This is a genomic window from Anaerosacchariphilus polymeriproducens, from assembly GCF_003363435.1.
Taxonomy (GTDB): domain Bacteria; phylum Bacillota; class Clostridia; order Lachnospirales; family Lachnospiraceae; genus Anaerosacchariphilus; species Anaerosacchariphilus polymeriproducens.
Genome location: NZ_QRCT01000012.1, coordinates 319935 through 336134, shown reverse-complemented (window position 1 = coordinate 336134; position 16200 = coordinate 319935). Strand labels below are relative to the sequence as shown.

At 34.7% G+C, this 16200-nt stretch carries 16 protein-coding genes; 3 read left to right on the top strand and 13 right to left on the bottom strand.

The window, feature by feature from the left end:
• Positions 1 to 17: 17 nt before the first annotated feature.
• The 5 genes from DWV06_RS04410 to DWV06_RS04390 all read right to left on the bottom strand — a co-directional run bounded on the left by DWV06_RS04410 (position 18) and on the right by DWV06_RS04390 (position 3634).
• Entirely contained in the window at positions 18 to 542 is a 525-nt protein-coding gene (locus tag DWV06_RS04410) for an FmdE family protein (RefSeq protein ID WP_115480948.1), read from the bottom strand.
• Between the two features lie 69 nt (positions 543 to 611).
• Complete coding sequence (locus DWV06_RS04405; protein ID WP_115480947.1) at positions 612 to 893, bottom strand: DUF2325 domain-containing protein; 282 nt, start codon at positions 891 to 893, stop codon at positions 612 to 614.
• Positions 894 to 954: 61 nt separating this feature from the next.
• Positions 955 to 3138, bottom strand: coding sequence for a ferrous iron transport protein B (gene feoB / locus DWV06_RS04400; RefSeq protein WP_115480946.1), 2184 nt, complete (start codon positions 3136 to 3138; stop codon positions 955 to 957).
• Positions 3139 to 3172: 34 nt separating this feature from the next.
• Positions 3173 to 3394, bottom strand: coding sequence for a FeoA family protein (locus DWV06_RS04395; RefSeq protein WP_115480945.1), 222 nt, complete (start codon positions 3392 to 3394; stop codon positions 3173 to 3175).
• Between the two features lie 27 nt (positions 3395 to 3421).
• Entirely contained in the window at positions 3422 to 3634 is a 213-nt protein-coding gene (locus DWV06_RS04390) for a FeoA family protein (protein WP_115480944.1), read from the bottom strand.
• A gap of 199 nt (positions 3635 to 3833) precedes the next feature.
• On the opposite strand from DWV06_RS04390, the gene DWV06_RS04385 reads away from it, so the two are divergent.
• The gene (locus DWV06_RS04385; RefSeq protein WP_115480943.1) at positions 3834 to 4199 is read left to right on the top strand and encodes a metal-dependent transcriptional regulator; all 366 of its coding nucleotides are present in this window, start codon (positions 3834 to 3836) and stop codon (positions 4197 to 4199) included.
• A 105-nt stretch (positions 4200 to 4304) separates the two neighbouring features.
• On the opposite strand, the gene DWV06_RS04380 is transcribed toward DWV06_RS04385, so the two are convergent.
• Positions 4305 to 5528 carry a glycoside hydrolase family 5 protein gene (locus DWV06_RS04380; protein ID WP_162300574.1) on the bottom strand — a complete coding sequence of 408 codons (1224 nt, stop codon included), beginning with the start codon at positions 5526 to 5528 and terminating at the stop codon, positions 4305 to 4307.
• 192 nt (positions 5529 to 5720) lie between these two features.
• Here DWV06_RS04380 and DWV06_RS04375 point away from each other — a divergent pair, with 192 nt between their 5' ends.
• Positions 5721 to 6488 (top strand): helix-turn-helix transcriptional regulator, encoded by a 768-nt coding sequence (locus DWV06_RS04375; protein ID WP_115480942.1) that lies wholly within the window; start codon positions 5721 to 5723, stop codon positions 6486 to 6488.
• Positions 6489 to 6754: 266 nt separating this feature from the next.
• On the opposite strand, the gene DWV06_RS04370 is transcribed toward DWV06_RS04375, so the two are convergent.
• The 4 genes from DWV06_RS04370 to DWV06_RS04355 all read right to left on the bottom strand — a co-directional run bounded on the left by DWV06_RS04370 (position 6755) and on the right by DWV06_RS04355 (position 12523).
• Entirely contained in the window at positions 6755 to 7132 is a 378-nt protein-coding gene (locus DWV06_RS04370) for a hypothetical protein (RefSeq protein ID WP_235828892.1), read from the bottom strand.
• Positions 7133 to 7242: 110 nt separating this feature from the next.
• The gene (locus DWV06_RS04365) at positions 7243 to 8529 is read right to left on the bottom strand and encodes an AAA family ATPase (RefSeq protein WP_115480941.1); all 1287 of its coding nucleotides are present in this window, start codon (positions 8527 to 8529) and stop codon (positions 7243 to 7245) included.
• Positions 8530 to 8760: 231 nt separating this feature from the next.
• A complete protein-coding gene (gene ppdK, locus DWV06_RS04360; protein ID WP_115480940.1) occupies positions 8761 to 11391 on the bottom strand; it encodes a pyruvate, phosphate dikinase in 2631 nt (876 codons plus the stop codon).
• A gap of 220 nt (positions 11392 to 11611) precedes the next feature.
• Positions 11612 to 12523: a magnesium transporter CorA family protein gene (locus tag DWV06_RS04355; protein ID WP_162300573.1), complete on the bottom strand. Its 912-nt coding sequence runs from the start codon at positions 12521 to 12523 to the stop codon at positions 11612 to 11614.
• Between the two features lie 122 nt (positions 12524 to 12645).
• Here DWV06_RS04355 and DWV06_RS04350 point away from each other — a divergent pair, with 122 nt between their 5' ends.
• A complete protein-coding gene (locus DWV06_RS04350; RefSeq protein WP_115480938.1) occupies positions 12646 to 13281 on the top strand; it encodes an SIMPL domain-containing protein in 636 nt (211 codons plus the stop codon).
• 50 nt (positions 13282 to 13331) lie between these two features.
• Here DWV06_RS04350 and DWV06_RS04345 read toward each other — a convergent pair whose 3' ends face one another.
• The 3 genes from DWV06_RS04345 to DWV06_RS04335 all read right to left on the bottom strand — a co-directional run bounded on the left by DWV06_RS04345 (position 13332) and on the right by DWV06_RS04335 (position 16180).
• Entirely contained in the window at positions 13332 to 14465 is a 1134-nt protein-coding gene (locus tag DWV06_RS04345; RefSeq protein ID WP_115480937.1) for a DUF6765 family protein, read from the bottom strand.
• Between the two features lie 96 nt (positions 14466 to 14561).
• Entirely contained in the window at positions 14562 to 14984 is a 423-nt protein-coding gene (locus tag DWV06_RS04340) for an NUDIX hydrolase (RefSeq protein WP_115480936.1), read from the bottom strand.
• Between the two features lie 134 nt (positions 14985 to 15118).
• Positions 15119 to 16180: an NAD(P)-dependent alcohol dehydrogenase gene (locus tag DWV06_RS04335; RefSeq protein WP_115480935.1), complete on the bottom strand. Its 1062-nt coding sequence runs from the start codon at positions 16178 to 16180 to the stop codon at positions 15119 to 15121.
• Positions 16181 to 16200 lie beyond the last annotated feature (20 nt).

Below are 16200 nucleotides of genomic sequence, written 5' to 3'. Positions count from 1 at the left end.
TCCATTTTCAAGCATCCTTAATAAAATCGTGTATAATTCCCGAAGCACTCAAGACAAAGTTGTTTCCCATTGTCTAAGCGTATCATACTTTCTGCTGTCAGCTCTTTGCAGCACTCACACCGGACGTTTTTAAAAAGCTTTGCTTTTTCCGGTAATTCAAAGGTAGTTTCTTTCACATCAAAAAGTGTTGTATTCTCCGCATCTAACAAATACTGCTTTCTCTCTTCTTTTCCAATATCAGGGAGACTTTTTAAAACTAATCTGATTGATTTTCCGTTCCTTCTATTATATATTGAAAAAGCCTGTTTGCCTCTTAACCTAAAAATAAGATTACCTTTTCCAACACTACATCCTAAAATAAATTGAATTGCATCGACTCCACAAGCATCATTTTCTGTTACACAGACTACTTCTTCATCTTTAGAAAAATCTAAACCTAATAATTCCATAGCATATAAAGACGCTTTGAAGCCAATTGCCAATCCTCCACATTCGTGTCCATGAAAATCTACACATCTATTCCATAACTCTATTTTATCCATTACCAGACTGCCTCCTTAGTATAAACTATTCTTTAGACTATCACTATGGAAAATTAATGGCAAGCCCCATTATCTACATTTCTCTTCTAATATTTCAACCAATGCATTTCCACTGCTTGTATGGCATCTTACGACATCTGCATTACTCCTCTCAGCTTCAGTAAGAGCGCATTTGACCATTTTATGCGAAACTGTATTCGTAAATAGTACAATCAAATCCGGACATCCAATTTGCTCACGTAAATTTCCACACATTTGTGTAAATACTTTTGCTCTGCATTTATATTCTTTACATATTTTTTTATACTGACAAATCATTCTATCATGTCCACCAATAATCACCACACTCATTCCATCAACACCTTTCTATTGGTTAGCAAAAGCTAACCAATGCATTTAATAATCTTCTAATTTAGATTTTCTGTTTTTGTAATTTAATATTTCTTTTTAATTGATGAGTAGTCCCGTCTTTATTTGGCTTAAATAGCATATATAGGAATGCGGCTACTATAATAAATGCAACAACTGTACCGAATCCGAAATGCCTAGTTGTAATCAGTGTACCTATCTGGTAAATGCAAAGTGATACTATATAAGCAAGTCCTGTCTGATAACCAATCGCAAACCAGAACCATTTTGCATTATTCATCTCTCTCTTAATCGCTCCAATTGCAGCAAAACAAGGGGCACATAAAAGATTGAAAACAAGGAAAGAATAAGCTGACAATGTTGTCATACTCTTTGCAAGAGTTGCCCATATTTCACTCCCATTTTCTGCTACTTCTTGAAAACCATAAAGCACACCAAAAGTTCCTACCACATTTTCTTTCGCTATCAGACCTGTTATGGCCGCTACTGTTGACTTCCAATTCCCCCATCCAAGAGGTGTGAATATAGGTGCAATAATTCCACCAAAAAGTGCAAGTATACTATCATTCATATCGTCAACCATACCAAATGAACCATTTGAATAACCAAAGTTTTGTGAAAACCAAATCACAATCGTAGATAAAAGAATAACAGTACCTGCTTTTTTAATAAATGACCATCCTCTTTCCCACATACTTCTCATTACATTACCAAAAGTAGGCATATGATATGCAGGCAATTCCATAACAAATGGCGCCGGATTACCAGTAAACATTTTTGTCTTTTTTAAAATGATTCCTGAGCAGACAATCGCCAAAACACCTATAAAATAAGCACTGGGAGCAACCCACCAGGCTCCATTGAACAACGCACCTGCAATCAAAGCAATGATAGGAAGTTTTGCAGTACAAGGAATAAACGTGGTTGTCATAATTGTCATCTTTCTGTCTCTGTCATTTTCAATAGTACGGGACGCCATAATTCCAGGCACACCACAACCTGTACCGATTAACATAGGAATAAATGATTTTCCCGATAATCCAAACTTTCTAAATAACCGATCCATAATAAATGCAACTCTTGCCATATATCCACATGCTTCAAGAAATGCCAGGAACAGAAACAAAATAAGCATTTGCGGTACAAATCCAAGTACAGCTCCTACACCAGCAACAATCCCATCTATAATCAATCCTTTGAGCCATTCTACACATCCAACAGCATTAAGTAATGATTCAAATATTGATGGAATACTAGGAATTGCCAATCCAAACAAATTCCAGCCGTCTCCGAATACACCATCATTCGCCCAATCAGTAGCTATTGTACCTACCGATGTAACTGCAACATAGTATACGCCGAACATAACAAGAGCAAAAATCGGTAATGCCAAAAATCTGTTCGTTACGATCTTGTCGATTTTGTCAGAAACTGACATTTTCTCTTTATTGGTTTTTTTATAACAGTCTTTTATTATAGAAGAAATATACAAATATCTTTCATTCGTAATGATACTCTCTGTATCATCATCCATCTCATTTTCAATATAATTGATTTCCTCTTCAATATTTGGTACTTGTTTCATCTGTGAAAGAATCTTTTCATCTTTTTCCAGTAATTTAATTGCAAAGAACCGTCTTTGTTCTTCTGAAACATCAAAACCTATTTTTGCTTCTACACTATTTAAAACACTCTCTAATACAGGGGTAAATTCGTGTATCGGTATTGATTTATTTTTCTCTTTTGCTAATTTCACTGCTTTCTCAGAAGCTTCTTTAATTCCTGTTCCTTTCAAAGCAGAAATTTCTACAACTTCACATCCAAGTTTTTTGCTTAATTCATTAATGTAAATTTTGTCTCCACTCTTATGTACAACATCCATCATATTAATTGCCATTACTACCGGTATTCCCAATTCCATAAGCTGGGTTGAAAGATATAAATTTCTTTCAATATTCGTTCCATCAACAATATTAATAATGGCATCCGGTTTCTCATTAATCAAATAATTTCTGGCAACGACTTCTTCTAAGGTATAGGGTGATAAAGAATAAATACCCGGAAGATCAACAATGGTAATATCTTTGTGTCCTTTTAACTTTCCTTCTTTCTTCTCCACTGTTACCCCCGGCCAGTTACCAACAAATTGATTGGATCCTGTCAGGGCATTGAACAATGTAGTTTTTCCGCAATTAGGATTTCCTGCTAATGCTATTTTAATTGACATCTTTTTAACTCCTCCCGCCTAATAGGCAACTAATTTATTCAACTTCTATCATTTGTGCATCTTCTTTGCGAAGTGATAACTCGTATCCTCTCACTTTTACTTCAATCGGATCTCCCAATGGAGCTACTTTTCTTATAAAAATTTCCGTTCCTTTTGTGATACCCATGTCCATGATACGCCTTTTCACCGGTCCGGTTCCGCTAAGTTTTGTCACTATTACTGTTTCTCCGCATTTTATTTCTTTTAACGTCTTCATATTAACTCCTTCTTACCTGTTTTTAATTTAAACTATAATCTTATTCGCCATATCTTTATTAATTGCAACTCGGGACTCTTTGACATTTACAATCATATTACCACCAATCTCAGATACTACTGTAACAAGTCCTCCTGTAACAAAACCTAAACTCTCTAAAAACTTTCTTGTCTCATCTTTGCCGCCAACTTTCTTAATTATATTGGGCTCTCCTGTTTTTACCATTGTTAAAGGCATCATTCCTCACCTTCTTTCTTCTTAGTTGATATTGGTTATCATTTACCCTTTGTAGTTAGTATATTCTAACTTACATTAGTTGTCAATTACTTTTTTCAAATTCTTAATAATAGAAATTTGAAATCTCCAATTTTCTATGTTATACTGTAGTTTAGTTACCTGAAACTAACCAGCATATTGATGAAAATGAGGGATGATTATTATGACAATAAATGAGTCTGCTGAAAACTATCTAGAAACTATTTTAATCTTAAGCAAAACCTTACCCGTTGTCCGTTCAATTGATATTGCTACAGAACTGGGTTTTAAGAAATCCAGTGTAAGTGTTGCAATGAAAAATCTGCGCACTAATAACTATATTACTGTTACGGATTCGGGATTTATTTATCTTACCGACTCAGGAAAAGAAATTGCTGATATGATATACGAAAGACACCGATTTTTATCCTCTTGGCTTGAGGAACTTGGCGTAGACCCAAATACTGCTTCAAACGATGCCTGTAAAATAGAACACGTGATTAGCAAAGAAAGCTTTGCCGCTATTAAAAAATATGTAAATGAAAAATAATTAGGTAAAATAAAAGGTATCTTGACTTTTATTATCAAGATACCTTTTATTTTACAAATGATTAATATTAACTTTAAATTTTAATTTATGTATTAATCATTTCACTTATTTATACACACCCATTATTGCATCTATAATTTCCTTTTGAGTAATTTTATGTGTTCGTCTGTCAAATACTGCAAATCCGAACTCACCATTCCATCCATTATCCCAGTACATCGGTATACAATTAGTCCTTACACAATTTTCACATAGTATTTTAGCAAAATATGCACGGTAAATATTATTATCTTTATTTCCACGATTTGTCTTTGTTTTATCACAAGAACCAAACTCACCGACAAACACTGGATATCCTTTTGATGTAAATTTATTTAATAACTTATCAAATTGTGTTTTAAGATAAGTCTCATTTGTTTGTGCTGTAAGATTCTTTGATTTGGTGTAGGAGCCCCATTCAGAAATTTGATAATCCTCATTGCCGCAGAATTCCCAGGGTGAATAATAATGCACAGATATCATAATTCTTTTTTCATTATTAGGCACCTCTTTGGAACGATATTTATCTGATGGAATTTCAAAGTAACCTTCACAAGTTTTATCAATATCTGTCAACCATCCGCAAACAATCAGCCAGCGTTTTGCATTATTACCTCCAGTCTTTCTTACCGTATCTACAAATAATTGTTGATATGTATTAATATTTCTATATGCAAATGCTCTATCTGCTTTATCATCTCCTTCTTCATTCATGGACTCGAATATTAAATGTTCATCATATCCCTTAAATGCTTGCGCGATCTGTTTCCATACTGCAACATATTTTGCTTGAATTTCAGCCTGATTCCAGGAACCGCAATGCAGCCATCCGCCATCTATTGTTGTATAACCATCACCATGGATATTTATTACTGCATATAAATCATTCTTTACACACATATCAACTACTTCTTTAACACGTGACAGCCAGCCTGCATTAATCGTATAATCAGGAGCATTTCCGATATAAGAGAAATATGAAACAGGAATACGAACAGATTTAAATCCCGCTGCCTTTACTGTCTTTATCATTTCTTCAGTAATAACCGGATTCCCCCATGCAGTCTCACTGGGATACGTTTTCGTAATCCCTGTATTTGTATCTTTTTCAAATTTTATTGCCTCCATTTGATTTCCTAAATTCCATCCCGGAGACATGACTTTTACTATATCTTTTTGGTTCAAATTATGAAAACTTTTTGAAGCTGCACAAACAGATCTACCTCCCATTACTGTTATCGTAAAAACCACCAATAAAATTATACAATATTGAATTTTGATTGTTTTCATCGTCTTTCCTCCTTCAAATTGAATACAAAAATTTTATTTAACCTTACCACAAAACAAATCGTAAACATATAAAGTATATACAATATATACCAATAATTATATGAAATACATTTACTTAAAACAATGAATTATGTTAAACTAGAACTGATTTATTATAAGATTTTAATACTAAAATGAAGGGAGTCTGTATAAATGATACAAATAAAAAATATGGGTGTTGATGGGACACATGGTTCTGATTTTCTAGTCAACAGACCAAACGGCTATGACTGCTACCTGTTCTTACTTATCAGAACACCTGCTTATTTTAAACTTAATGGAAATACAATACATGCCCCTTCTAATTCAATGATTATTTTTCGTCCAGGTTCACCTCATTTCTACTATCCTGATGGAAATATCTATATGAATGACTGGATGCAGTTTTATGCAGACGATGATTTATCTCATTTAAAAATTACCTATGATACAATTCTGCCGGTTTCAGATATGACTTCCCTGAATCTCTTATTCCAATTACTAACACAAATATTTTATTCTGTTAAGAAAAATAAGGATATTCTGTTACACTATTTATTTCAAATTTTATTCTTATCTGTACATAATCAAATTTATGAAAAGCCTCACAGTCTTTATAACCAATTATTAGAGTTACGTCAACAGATTTATAGATATCCTGAAAAGAACTGGAATATAAAAGATATGGCAGAACAACTCCATATCAGTAAAGGTTATTTTCAAAGTTTATACAAAGAAACTTTCGATGTATCCTGTATCAACGATGTTATAAATAGCAGAGTTCATCATGCAAAAGAATTACTCACTTTTTCTAACATGTCTATAAAAGAGATTTCATACCATTGCGGCTATCATAATGAAGAACATTTTATGAGACAATTTAAAAAAATTACAAATCTATCTCCAAGCACTTTCCGAAAAGAAACTCAAAAATGTACATAAAAGGGAAGTACTAATTTTACTTCCCTCTCTGACTTTTTGATATGCTTTAAAAATTAAAAAATTTCTTCAACTTTCTTTATAAAAACCAATAACACAGAATATTTGTCCGCCTCTTACCATTTCCCAGCCCTTTTGTTAACGAGGCAGATGCAAGTTTATTCATGTCAACGTTGTTATCAATTAACGATGGAATTAATCATCTAAACTATTTTTAAAAGAAACCCTTATACTAACTTTTCCAGTTAATATAAGGGGATTGCATAATATTATTTAGTTTTATCTACACCGAGCGCCCTGTATAAAGGATTCAGTTGATCTTTTACCACATCCGCAATCTTATCGATGTCCAAACGCCCTATCATACCATTGCTAAGTATTCCCTTGTAATAAACCTTATTTGCTCGTTTGTACAAGCGTTGAAGCTTATCATATCCATTCTTTCCAGATATTTTGATATTCTTACCCAGCCTCAAAAATCCTAGAATCCCATCCATATCATATAAAAACCAGTCTTCAATTGACCTCTTTGCTTCAATATGAATGATTTTTGAAGCTCCATTGTTCACAAGTTCTTTCTTTACCTCATCCCACTTAATTGGAGGCTTAGGAGCAAAATCAAAAACATCTGTATCACTGCATAACACAATCGTAAATACACAGTCATCTCCCCAGCGGATGCAACTTTCTAATATTTGCGACTACTTGCTTGTAAAATTCAACCTCTGTATCACCCTCCACAAACAAAACAAGGCATTTACTCATCAACATCACACTCCAGATAATCACTAATATTACTCTCTGAATCAGCTAACATTGAGAACAGATAATCACCCATACTCAAATTAAATCCAGATGCATCATTCTCTAATTGCTTCTGACCTGATTTTTTAAATGCAAAAAACTTTGCCACACCAGGCTGTCTATTCACACCAACATGTATCCACGCTGGTTCAAGATAGCTGATAATGTATGGGGAGTGACTGGTAATAATAACCTTACAATCATCTAACAGCTGATTTATAATTTGCATATATGCCTGAAACAATCCAGGGTGAACAGAGTTTTCAGGCTCTTCAATCGCAATCAATGAGATATTGCTGACACTGGATACTATAATCTTGGTCAGTATCATGAATACTCTCTTCGCTCCATCAGACATCATTGAAAAGTTAACTGGGTTCACTAAGTTTTTATCTTTTACAAATAATACATAGATAGAATTCGAAAATATGAATGGCGCATCATCTGGAAGCTTATCGCTTTCTGCAGCATTTATTTTGAAATTCTTTACAATAACATCCTCGACATCTGGGAATAGTTGAAAATATACATCTTTCAGTAACTCAAACTTATTTGGATTTTGTTTCTTTAGATTGAAAATAATACGAGGAAGATTATCTGCATTAATCATCTCTTTTTCAAAGCCTTTACGGATGATTGGATCTGGCTTATAGAAACTCTTTGCATCTAGATTATTTTCCATATACATTCTCATGCCATTCAATTTACTAATGATTTCTGCATAGTAAAGCTCATCATATGCTTTAAGCTTATTTACAACAAGTTCCGATGACTCAACCTTAATATTTGAGGAACATCTACCAGTCTCAGAACTCTTATACAGAGCAAATTCTTTCGTTCTACTAATAAGCTGGGTATATTTCTGACCCTTTTCGTCCAGCTTAATTTTCAAATACTCATGAACAATCTCTGGCTCATCTTCCTCATCACATTGCCAGGAGAACTCATATCCATACTGCACTCGGTATTCCTGTCCAGCATCTTCTGTTAACACCTCTACCTCAAACTTGTAATTTCTGCCTTGCATACTCTGGTTAATCGGTATAAGATTGGAATTCGCCATCATTTCCATCTTATTGTCGATGGGTGACTTTATAAAAGTTAAACCAAAATCAATACCTGAAAGTACATTGGACTTACCAAAATTATTAAGTGCTACCAAAGCTGTAATATTATCAAAAGTTATTTTTACATTAGATAGATTCTTGAAACCATCTATCATTACGGCCTGTATCTTCATAGTGACACACCCTTTCTTCTTTACCATACTAAAACCATATCACCATTTTTTTGTAAAACGCAATATTTTTTTTCTTATTTAATAAATATTATATGTATGTGTTCGTATATTAATACGTTGCGTTATTTTTCTTTGCATTTAAGTTGTTTTTGGATTTACATTTACTTTCTCCAAAAAAAATCCCACTATTACATTTCTGCAAATAGTGGGATGAAGATAAAAAGAATTCACCTACTTATGAACGATAGCCGCCTGTGCTGCCGCCAGTCTTGCAATCGGAACACGGAACGGGGAACAGGACACATAATTCAAGCCAATTTTATGGAAAAATTCTACTGATGCCGGATCTCCGCCATGCTCTCCACAAACACCTAACTTAATTTCAGCATTTGTTTCACGTCCCTTTTTAGCTGCCATTTCAACCAGTTGGCCAACACCGGTCTGATCTAGCTTAGCAAATGGGTCAGATTCTAAAATCTTTGTATTATAATAGGATTCTAAGAATTTACCTGCATCATCACGTGAGAAGCCAAACGTCATCTGTGTCAAATCATTGGTTCCGAATGAGAAGAAATCAGCTTCCTGTGCAACCATATCAGCAGTTAATGCAGCACGAGGAATTTCAATCATAGTACCAACATAGTATTTGATGTCAGATCCTTTTTCCTGCTTTACTTGTTCTGCTGTTTCTATTACGATATCTTTTACAAATTTTAATTCTTTCACTTCTCCGACTAAAGGAATCATAATTTCAGGTACAATATCATACCCATCTTCCTCTTTCACTTCTATGGCCGCCTCAATAACTGCTCTTGTCTGCATTCTCGCAATCTCTGGATAGGTAACGGCTAACCGGCAGCCTCGATGTCCCATCATTGGATTAAATTCATGCAACTCATCACATTTAGCTTTTACCTGCTCTACAGTTATCCCCATATCTTTGGCTAACTGCTCGATATCCTCCTCATCTGTAGGTAGAAACTCATGCAAAGGCGGATCCAGGTAACGTACTGTCATCGGCCTGTCCTGAAGTGCTTTATACATCGCTTTGAAGTCAGCTTTCTGGAAAGGAATTAATTCATTCAATGCCTTTTCTCTTTGTTCTACTGTATTAGACAAAATCATTTTCCGTATTTTTGGAATTCGATCTGCTTCAAAAAACATATGCTCGGTACGGCAAAGTCCTATTCCTTCTGCTCCTAATTGAACTGCATTCAAGGTGTCTACAGCAGTATCTGCATTTGTACGGACTTTTAGTTTCCTAAATTTATCAGCCCACTCCATAATTCTTTCAAAGTTTCCACTTACGGAAGCCTTCACAGTCTTAATGTCACCTTTATAAATCTTACCGGTCGTTCCATCTAAGGAAACATAATCTCCTTCATGGAAAACATGTCCACTTAATTCAAATACTTTGGCCTCTTCATCTATCTTAATTTCTCCACAACCGGAGATACAGCAAGTTCCCATTCCGCGAGCCACTACAGCAGCATGTGAAGTCATCCCTCCACGAACGGTTAAAATACCCTGAGATGCATGCATTCCTTCAATGTCTTCCGGAGATGTTTCTAAACGGACAAGAATAACTCTTTCGCCTTTTCCGCCAACCCCTGCAGCTTTTGCATCATCAGCTGTAAAATAAACTTTTCCTGCAGCAGCTCCGGGAGATGCAGGCAGAGCCTCTCCAATTATTTCTCCTTCTTTTAATGCATCCGGGTCAAATGTTGGATGCAGCAACTGGTCTAACGATTTTGCTTCAATTCTAAGAACCGCTTCCTCTTCTGTAATCTTTCCTTCATCTACCAAATCACAAGCAATTTGGAGAGCAGCAGGTGCTGTTCTCTTTCCGTTACGTGTCTGCAAAAAGTATAATTTACCTTCTTCAATCGTAAACTCCATATCCTGCATATCACGATAATGGTTTTCCAACTTCATCGCTATCTCTAAAAACTGTTGATAGCTTTCCGGCAAGTCCTTTTCTAACTGGCTGATAGGCTGAGGCGTGCGCACACCTGCAACAACATCTTCACCTTGAGCATTGATTAAATATTCACCATAGATGCCTTTTTCACCGGTAGATGGGTTTCTTGTAAATGCAACACCGGTACCAGATGTTGTTCCTTTATTTCCAAATACCATAGTCTGTATATTTACTGCTGTTCCCCAATCGCTTGGTATATCATTCATACGACGATAAACAATCGCCCGAGGGTTGTCCCATGAACGGAATACCGCTTTAACAGCTTCCATCAGCTGAACCTTCGGATCTTGTGGAAACTCTTGTCCATTCATAGCATTTTTATAAATCTCTTTAAACTTATTTACTAATAATTTTAAATCGTCAACTGTTAAATCAACATCATATTGAACACCTTTTTCTTCTTTCAATTCATCGATAATTTTTTCAAAATAAGACTTTGGAACTTCCATAACTACATCTGAAAACATCTGAATAAAACGCCTATAGGAATCGTAAGCAAATCTTGGGTTTCCTGTTTTTTGAGCAAATCCCTCGACTGCAATATCATTAAGTCCCAGGTTTAATATTGTATCCATCATCCCAGGCATGGATGCACGTGATCCCGAGCGAACAGACACTAACAATGGATCCTGCGTATCTCCAAATTTTTTATTATTGACGCCTTCTAACCAGTTCAATGCTTCAAAGATTTGTTTTTGAATTTCTTCAGAAATTTGTTTTCCACTTTCGTAATAATCTGTACAAGCCTCCGATGTAATTGTGAACCCTTGGGGAATTGGCATTCCTAAATTTGTCATTTCCGCTAAGTTCGCACCTTTACCACCAAGAATGTCGCGCATATTAGCGTTCCCTTCTTCAAACTTATAAACCCTTTTTGCCATTTTATCACTACCTCCTAAATGATTTTAGTGTTTGCAACAGTTGCGTCTTAACTATTATATCACACTTTTATTTGGTAAAAAAGTCCATTATAAGATTTTTTCATTCAAACTTACTCATTTGTTTGTATTATTTGAACATTCAGAACAATTTTCTACAAATTATGTCTTTATTTGCAATTATTTTCGTAATTTTTTAATAATCGACTCATTTTTACAACATTCACCAAAACTTCTTATTCTTAAATATCCATATACCAATCATAACTACGGTAATACAAAGCAATATAACAACAGGATAACCGTACTCCCATTTCAATTCTGGCATATATTTAAAATTCATCCCATACCATCCTACAATTAATGTTAATGGCAAAAATATGGTAGTTACAATTGTCAACACTTTCATAACATCATTTTGCCTAATACTGATCTCTGATTGGTAAACGTCCTGTACTTGCATTGCATATTCACGTAATACTAACGCTTCGCTCCGCAATCTTGTAACCCTATCTGTAAATACTTTAAATGTGGTAATATCATTTTTAGCAAAATAATCGTTCTCATTTTCAGTTAATCCTTCTCCCACATCTGATAATTGGGAATAATAACGATATAAACGAGCAATTTCTTTTTTTATGATACTCATTCGGCCATTAAAATTTTCACTCTTTCTTATTAGAACTTCTTCTTCTATCTTTGAGATTTCTCTTTCCAATGTTATTAAATGCTGCAAATCATTTTCTATGAGCAAAAGCAAGAAATCATATAAAAATCGCTCCATCGAATATTCTCGTCTCTTCCTGATTTTTGCGATATTTTCTACACTAGCACTTACAAAACCGGTATCATCTATAAAAATTATTCTTCCTTCTTGAATGTAAAAAGCAAAGCCTGTACTTTTTTTTAGATTTACTTTATCCAAAATACATAATGTTCCGTATAAATATTCTGCATGACACTCAAGTTTACAAAAGTGGACAGAGTCATGTTGTTGGTTAAAATAATGATTATTATTTAACTCTAACTGTTTCTTCCATTCTTCCACTGTGAATATTCCAATTGCATCTTCACTTTTCTTCCACTCGCTTTCTTCTACTTCTTCAATCATGCCATCTTGAATTATAAAATACATTTTTACACCTTCCTTCCACTGTACAATTATACCAATACCTGGAATGCTTGTACACTTCATTTAATGACACACTCAACTAAATTCAACATATATTACTGTAACTTTATTTGAAAGGCTTTTTTATGAACAATTCTACAATGCAAAATACACTTGAATACAATACTATGAAATTATCTGGAAAAGGACAGGTCACAGCAGATCCTGATATTGCAATCCTTCGTTTGGGTGTGAAGACTAATAATCAAAATTTAACAGACGCGCAAACAGAAAATGCAATGATCAGCCAAAATGTACTGGATACACTTAATCAACTCGGTATCACCAATATCAAGACTTTTCAATATAACATAGACAAAATCTATGAGTTTGAAAATGGAAAACAAATAGACAAAGGATATATGGTCACGAATATGTTAGAAATCCGAATAAATGATTTGAAGCAAATAGGAAACGTTATTGACAAATCCGTTAGCGCAGGGGCTAATATCATCGATTTAATAGAATTTGATATATCTAATATAGAACCATACTATTTAGAAGCACTGAACCTTGCTGTTATGAACGCTTATACAAAAGCCAGATCGATTTCTGGCATTTTAGGAATCTTAATAAATCCGGTCCCGAAACAAATTACCGAAAATACCACTGCACCTTTTCCCCCCAGAAGCTTTAATTTGAGGGAAGGTATCGCAGCAACTCCTATTGAACCAGGCAAAAAGCAAATTGAAGCCAATGTAATGGTTGAATTCATATATTAATTTTTATCTGTAGGTAAGACCGGCTTTTATACTTCTTCAACCGGTCTTATTTATTTTATAACTTCATCTCTGATTTCTTTGGCAAGCACATTGTATTGAAAAAAATCATTTGTAGCAGTCTTATATAAACCTCCTAATTCTTTTTCTATCGGTACCTGACTTGGAAGCATGGTATCAACATTCCATTTCTTATTATTCTCTTGTGTTCCTTCTATTGGAATTAATGCATTTTTCCATAAACTGTCTTTATCATAATTGTATTGATAATTAGGAAAATACCTATGCCATCTTATTGCGAGCATCTTCGGATCATTTTCCGTAGTATTAAGTGCATGTAACAAGCGACTACTTATATCCATCCAAGTATTTTCATCCACCATTGGTCTTTTTATGCAGGAACAGATATATAGTAAAATCTGCCAACTCGTCATTTGAATAAAGACCATTGGATTATTCCTTTCATAAATCATTGTATAATTCTGAATATACTTCTCTTCTTTATTACTTGCCATTTTCATATTCCAAGTGATATAAAAGTCGTCAGGTGCCGTATTCACATTTGCATGCCCGATAGAAGGCAGTACACTATAAAAAACAGGATCATATTGAGCGGTAATAACTTCTCCTGTTATATGAGAAATAGCGTGATTCAGAAAACTGAAATTAGTCCATCTACGAAATCCAGAGAATAATTGATGAGCATATGTATCAGCATAAATATGTAAAAGAATTCCTATTCTCATTAATTCATATCTTCCGGGAAGCCTATGATACTTTATTTTTGCATCATCTAAAAGCTGACAAATCAAATCACTGCCGAATATATCTACCGCTTTCGTCCGATATTCTCGCGTTTGCGTATGAGACTCAAATTCATTTAATCTTTTATCTGGAATAAAATGAAAAGGAACCGCAATTTCCTTTTGATACTTATCTATTACCAACCGGGCATCATCGATAAAACTGGTAAAAGCAGTTGTTACTGTATAAAACTCATATGGTACTGTCGTATTCAAAACTAAGCACATTGCAAAATCTGGAACTTCTAAGAATTGATAGTTCTCCCACACTGTATAATCTGCGACAAATTGCGAATAGCTCGAAACAATTTGAGCTTCATATTCACTCATTCCTGCTGCCATGCACAACGTTTTTACTGTAAAATAATGAAAATCAATGTTCATATTTATGCACCCTATAAAATCAACCTAACTTTATTGTTCATTCTATGTTTATACCTATTCTTAAATGACTATCTGAAGCATACAATTTCCTTACAACTAAATATCTGACTGTAAAATTCCCAAACCATATATTTTGACTTGCTCTACCATATGCCCAATATTTCCTTCTCCTGCAAATTTCCTCATATCAAAAAAATCCTCACTTATAGGGAGCCAATATAATGGATGTAACTCTTGCCTCAACTGAATTTCATTAAACAGAATCCCTACATAAACTTCTACATAGCAGTCTTGATTATAGTATTTAAAGTCCATCATATGATATAATTTTATGTCCTTAGACGAGATTCCGGTCTCTTCATAAAGTTCTCGGTAAGCTGCTACAAATCCGTCTTCCTCTTTTTCAATTTTTCCACCTACAAAGTTATAAAGACCTTTATAAGGATCTTTTAATCTTTTTATAAAAAGCAACTCACTTTTTTGTGAATTAAAAATCATAATACAATTATATCCTTGCAAAAAATTCCTCCTTATTTTGATATTAATTAGTGGGTCTCACTCTACTATAACACTATCACTTGAAAAGAAAAAGAGTTGCCAAAATCCCAAATTGGATTGCGACAACTCTTATGTTATGTATTCTTAATAAATTTCTACCAATTCATCGTTACAACAGGCTTTATTAAATCTCCCGGTTTATCCTTCATAAGCATAAGTGCCTGTTCTACATTTTCGATCCCTTTATATGCATGGGTAATTAATTTACTTGTATCAAGTCTTCCCGTTTCCACAAGTGAAGCAAGTTTTTCCATTCGAAGCCTTCCTCCGGGCATCAATCCACCTGCAATTGTTTTATGACTCATTCCACATCCCCATTCGATCCTGGGAATTTTAATAAAATCTCCTTCTCCCAGATAGTTAACGTTTCCTATCCGGCCGCCGGGTTTTAATATTTTGATCGCCTGAGCAAAGGTATCTACATCTCCGCCTGCAATAATAACTCTGTCTACCCCTTTTCCACTCGTTTTGTCCATGATTTGGTCAACAATATTACCTTGACGGTAATTAATAATATCTGTAGCTCCATATTCTTTTGCAATTTGGACACAATTTGGACGGGATCCAACAGCATAAATGCGTGATGCACCTCTAAGAGCAGCTCCTGCTACCGACATTAATCCAACCGGTCCAATCCCAATAACAACAACGGCATCACCAAACTGTACATCTGCCAGCTCAACTCCGTGAAAGCCTGTAGGTACCATATCGCTCAACATACATGCAGCAGCCGGATCCATTCCATCAGGGAGCAAAGCAAGATTCCCATCTGCATCATTTACATGGAAATATTCAGCAAATACCCCATCTTTAAAATTTGAAAATTTCCAGCCTGATAACATACCTCCTGAATGCATTTGAAAACCTGCCTGAGCTTCAAGGGAATTCCAATCCGGCGTAATTGCAGGAACAATTACCTTATCTCCATGTTTAAAATCCTTAACAAATTCTCCTACTTCTACTACTTCACCAACGGCTTCATGTCCCAGAATCATATCATGACGTTCACCAATAGCCCCTTCCCAAACCGTATGAACATCTGATGTACACGGAGCAATTGCAATGGGACGGACAATCGCATCATAAGACCCACATTTCGGTGCTTCTTTTTCTATCCAGCCCACTTTGCCTATTCCAAGCATTGCAAAACCTTTCATAAAATACCCTCCTTATAATA

Excerpts from the sequence above, each read along its gene's own strand:
- DWV06_RS04410 (WP_115480948.1), bottom strand. The coding sequence starts at position 542 with ATGGATAAAATAGAGTTATGGAATAGATGTGTAGATTTTCATGGACAC.
- DWV06_RS04405 (WP_115480947.1), bottom strand. The coding sequence starts at position 893 with ATGAGTGTGGTGATTATTGGTGGACATGATAGAATGATTTGTCAGTAT.
- feoB (WP_115480946.1), bottom strand. The coding sequence starts at position 3,138 with ATGTCAATTAAAATAGCATTAGCAGGAAATCCTAATTGCGGAAAAACT.
- DWV06_RS04395 (WP_115480945.1), bottom strand. The coding sequence starts at position 3,394 with ATGAAGACGTTAAAAGAAATAAAATGCGGAGAAACAGTAATAGTGACA.
- DWV06_RS04390 (WP_115480944.1), bottom strand. The coding sequence starts at position 3,634 with ATGATGCCTTTAACAATGGTAAAAACAGGAGAGCCCAATATAATTAAG.
- DWV06_RS04385 (WP_115480943.1), top strand. The coding sequence starts at position 3,834 with ATGACAATAAATGAGTCTGCTGAAAACTATCTAGAAACTATTTTAATC.
- DWV06_RS04380 (WP_162300574.1), bottom strand. The coding sequence starts at position 5,528 with ATGAAAACAATCAAAATTCAATATTGTATAATTTTATTGGTGGTTTTT.
- DWV06_RS04375 (WP_115480942.1), top strand. The coding sequence starts at position 5,721 with ATGATACAAATAAAAAATATGGGTGTTGATGGGACACATGGTTCTGAT.
- DWV06_RS04365 (WP_115480941.1), bottom strand. The coding sequence starts at position 8,529 with ATGAAGATACAGGCCGTAATGATAGATGGTTTCAAGAATCTATCTAAT.
- ppdK (WP_115480940.1), bottom strand. The coding sequence starts at position 11,391 with ATGGCAAAAAGGGTTTATAAGTTTGAAGAAGGGAACGCTAATATGCGC.
- DWV06_RS04355 (WP_162300573.1), bottom strand. The coding sequence starts at position 12,523 with ATGTATTTTATAATTCAAGATGGCATGATTGAAGAAGTAGAAGAAAGC.
- DWV06_RS04350 (WP_115480938.1), top strand. The coding sequence starts at position 12,646 with ATGAACAATTCTACAATGCAAAATACACTTGAATACAATACTATGAAA.
- DWV06_RS04345 (WP_115480937.1), bottom strand. The coding sequence starts at position 14,465 with ATGAACATTGATTTTCATTATTTTACAGTAAAAACGTTGTGCATGGCA.
- DWV06_RS04335 (WP_115480935.1), bottom strand. The coding sequence starts at position 16,180 with ATGAAAGGTTTTGCAATGCTTGGAATAGGCAAAGTGGGCTGGATAGAA.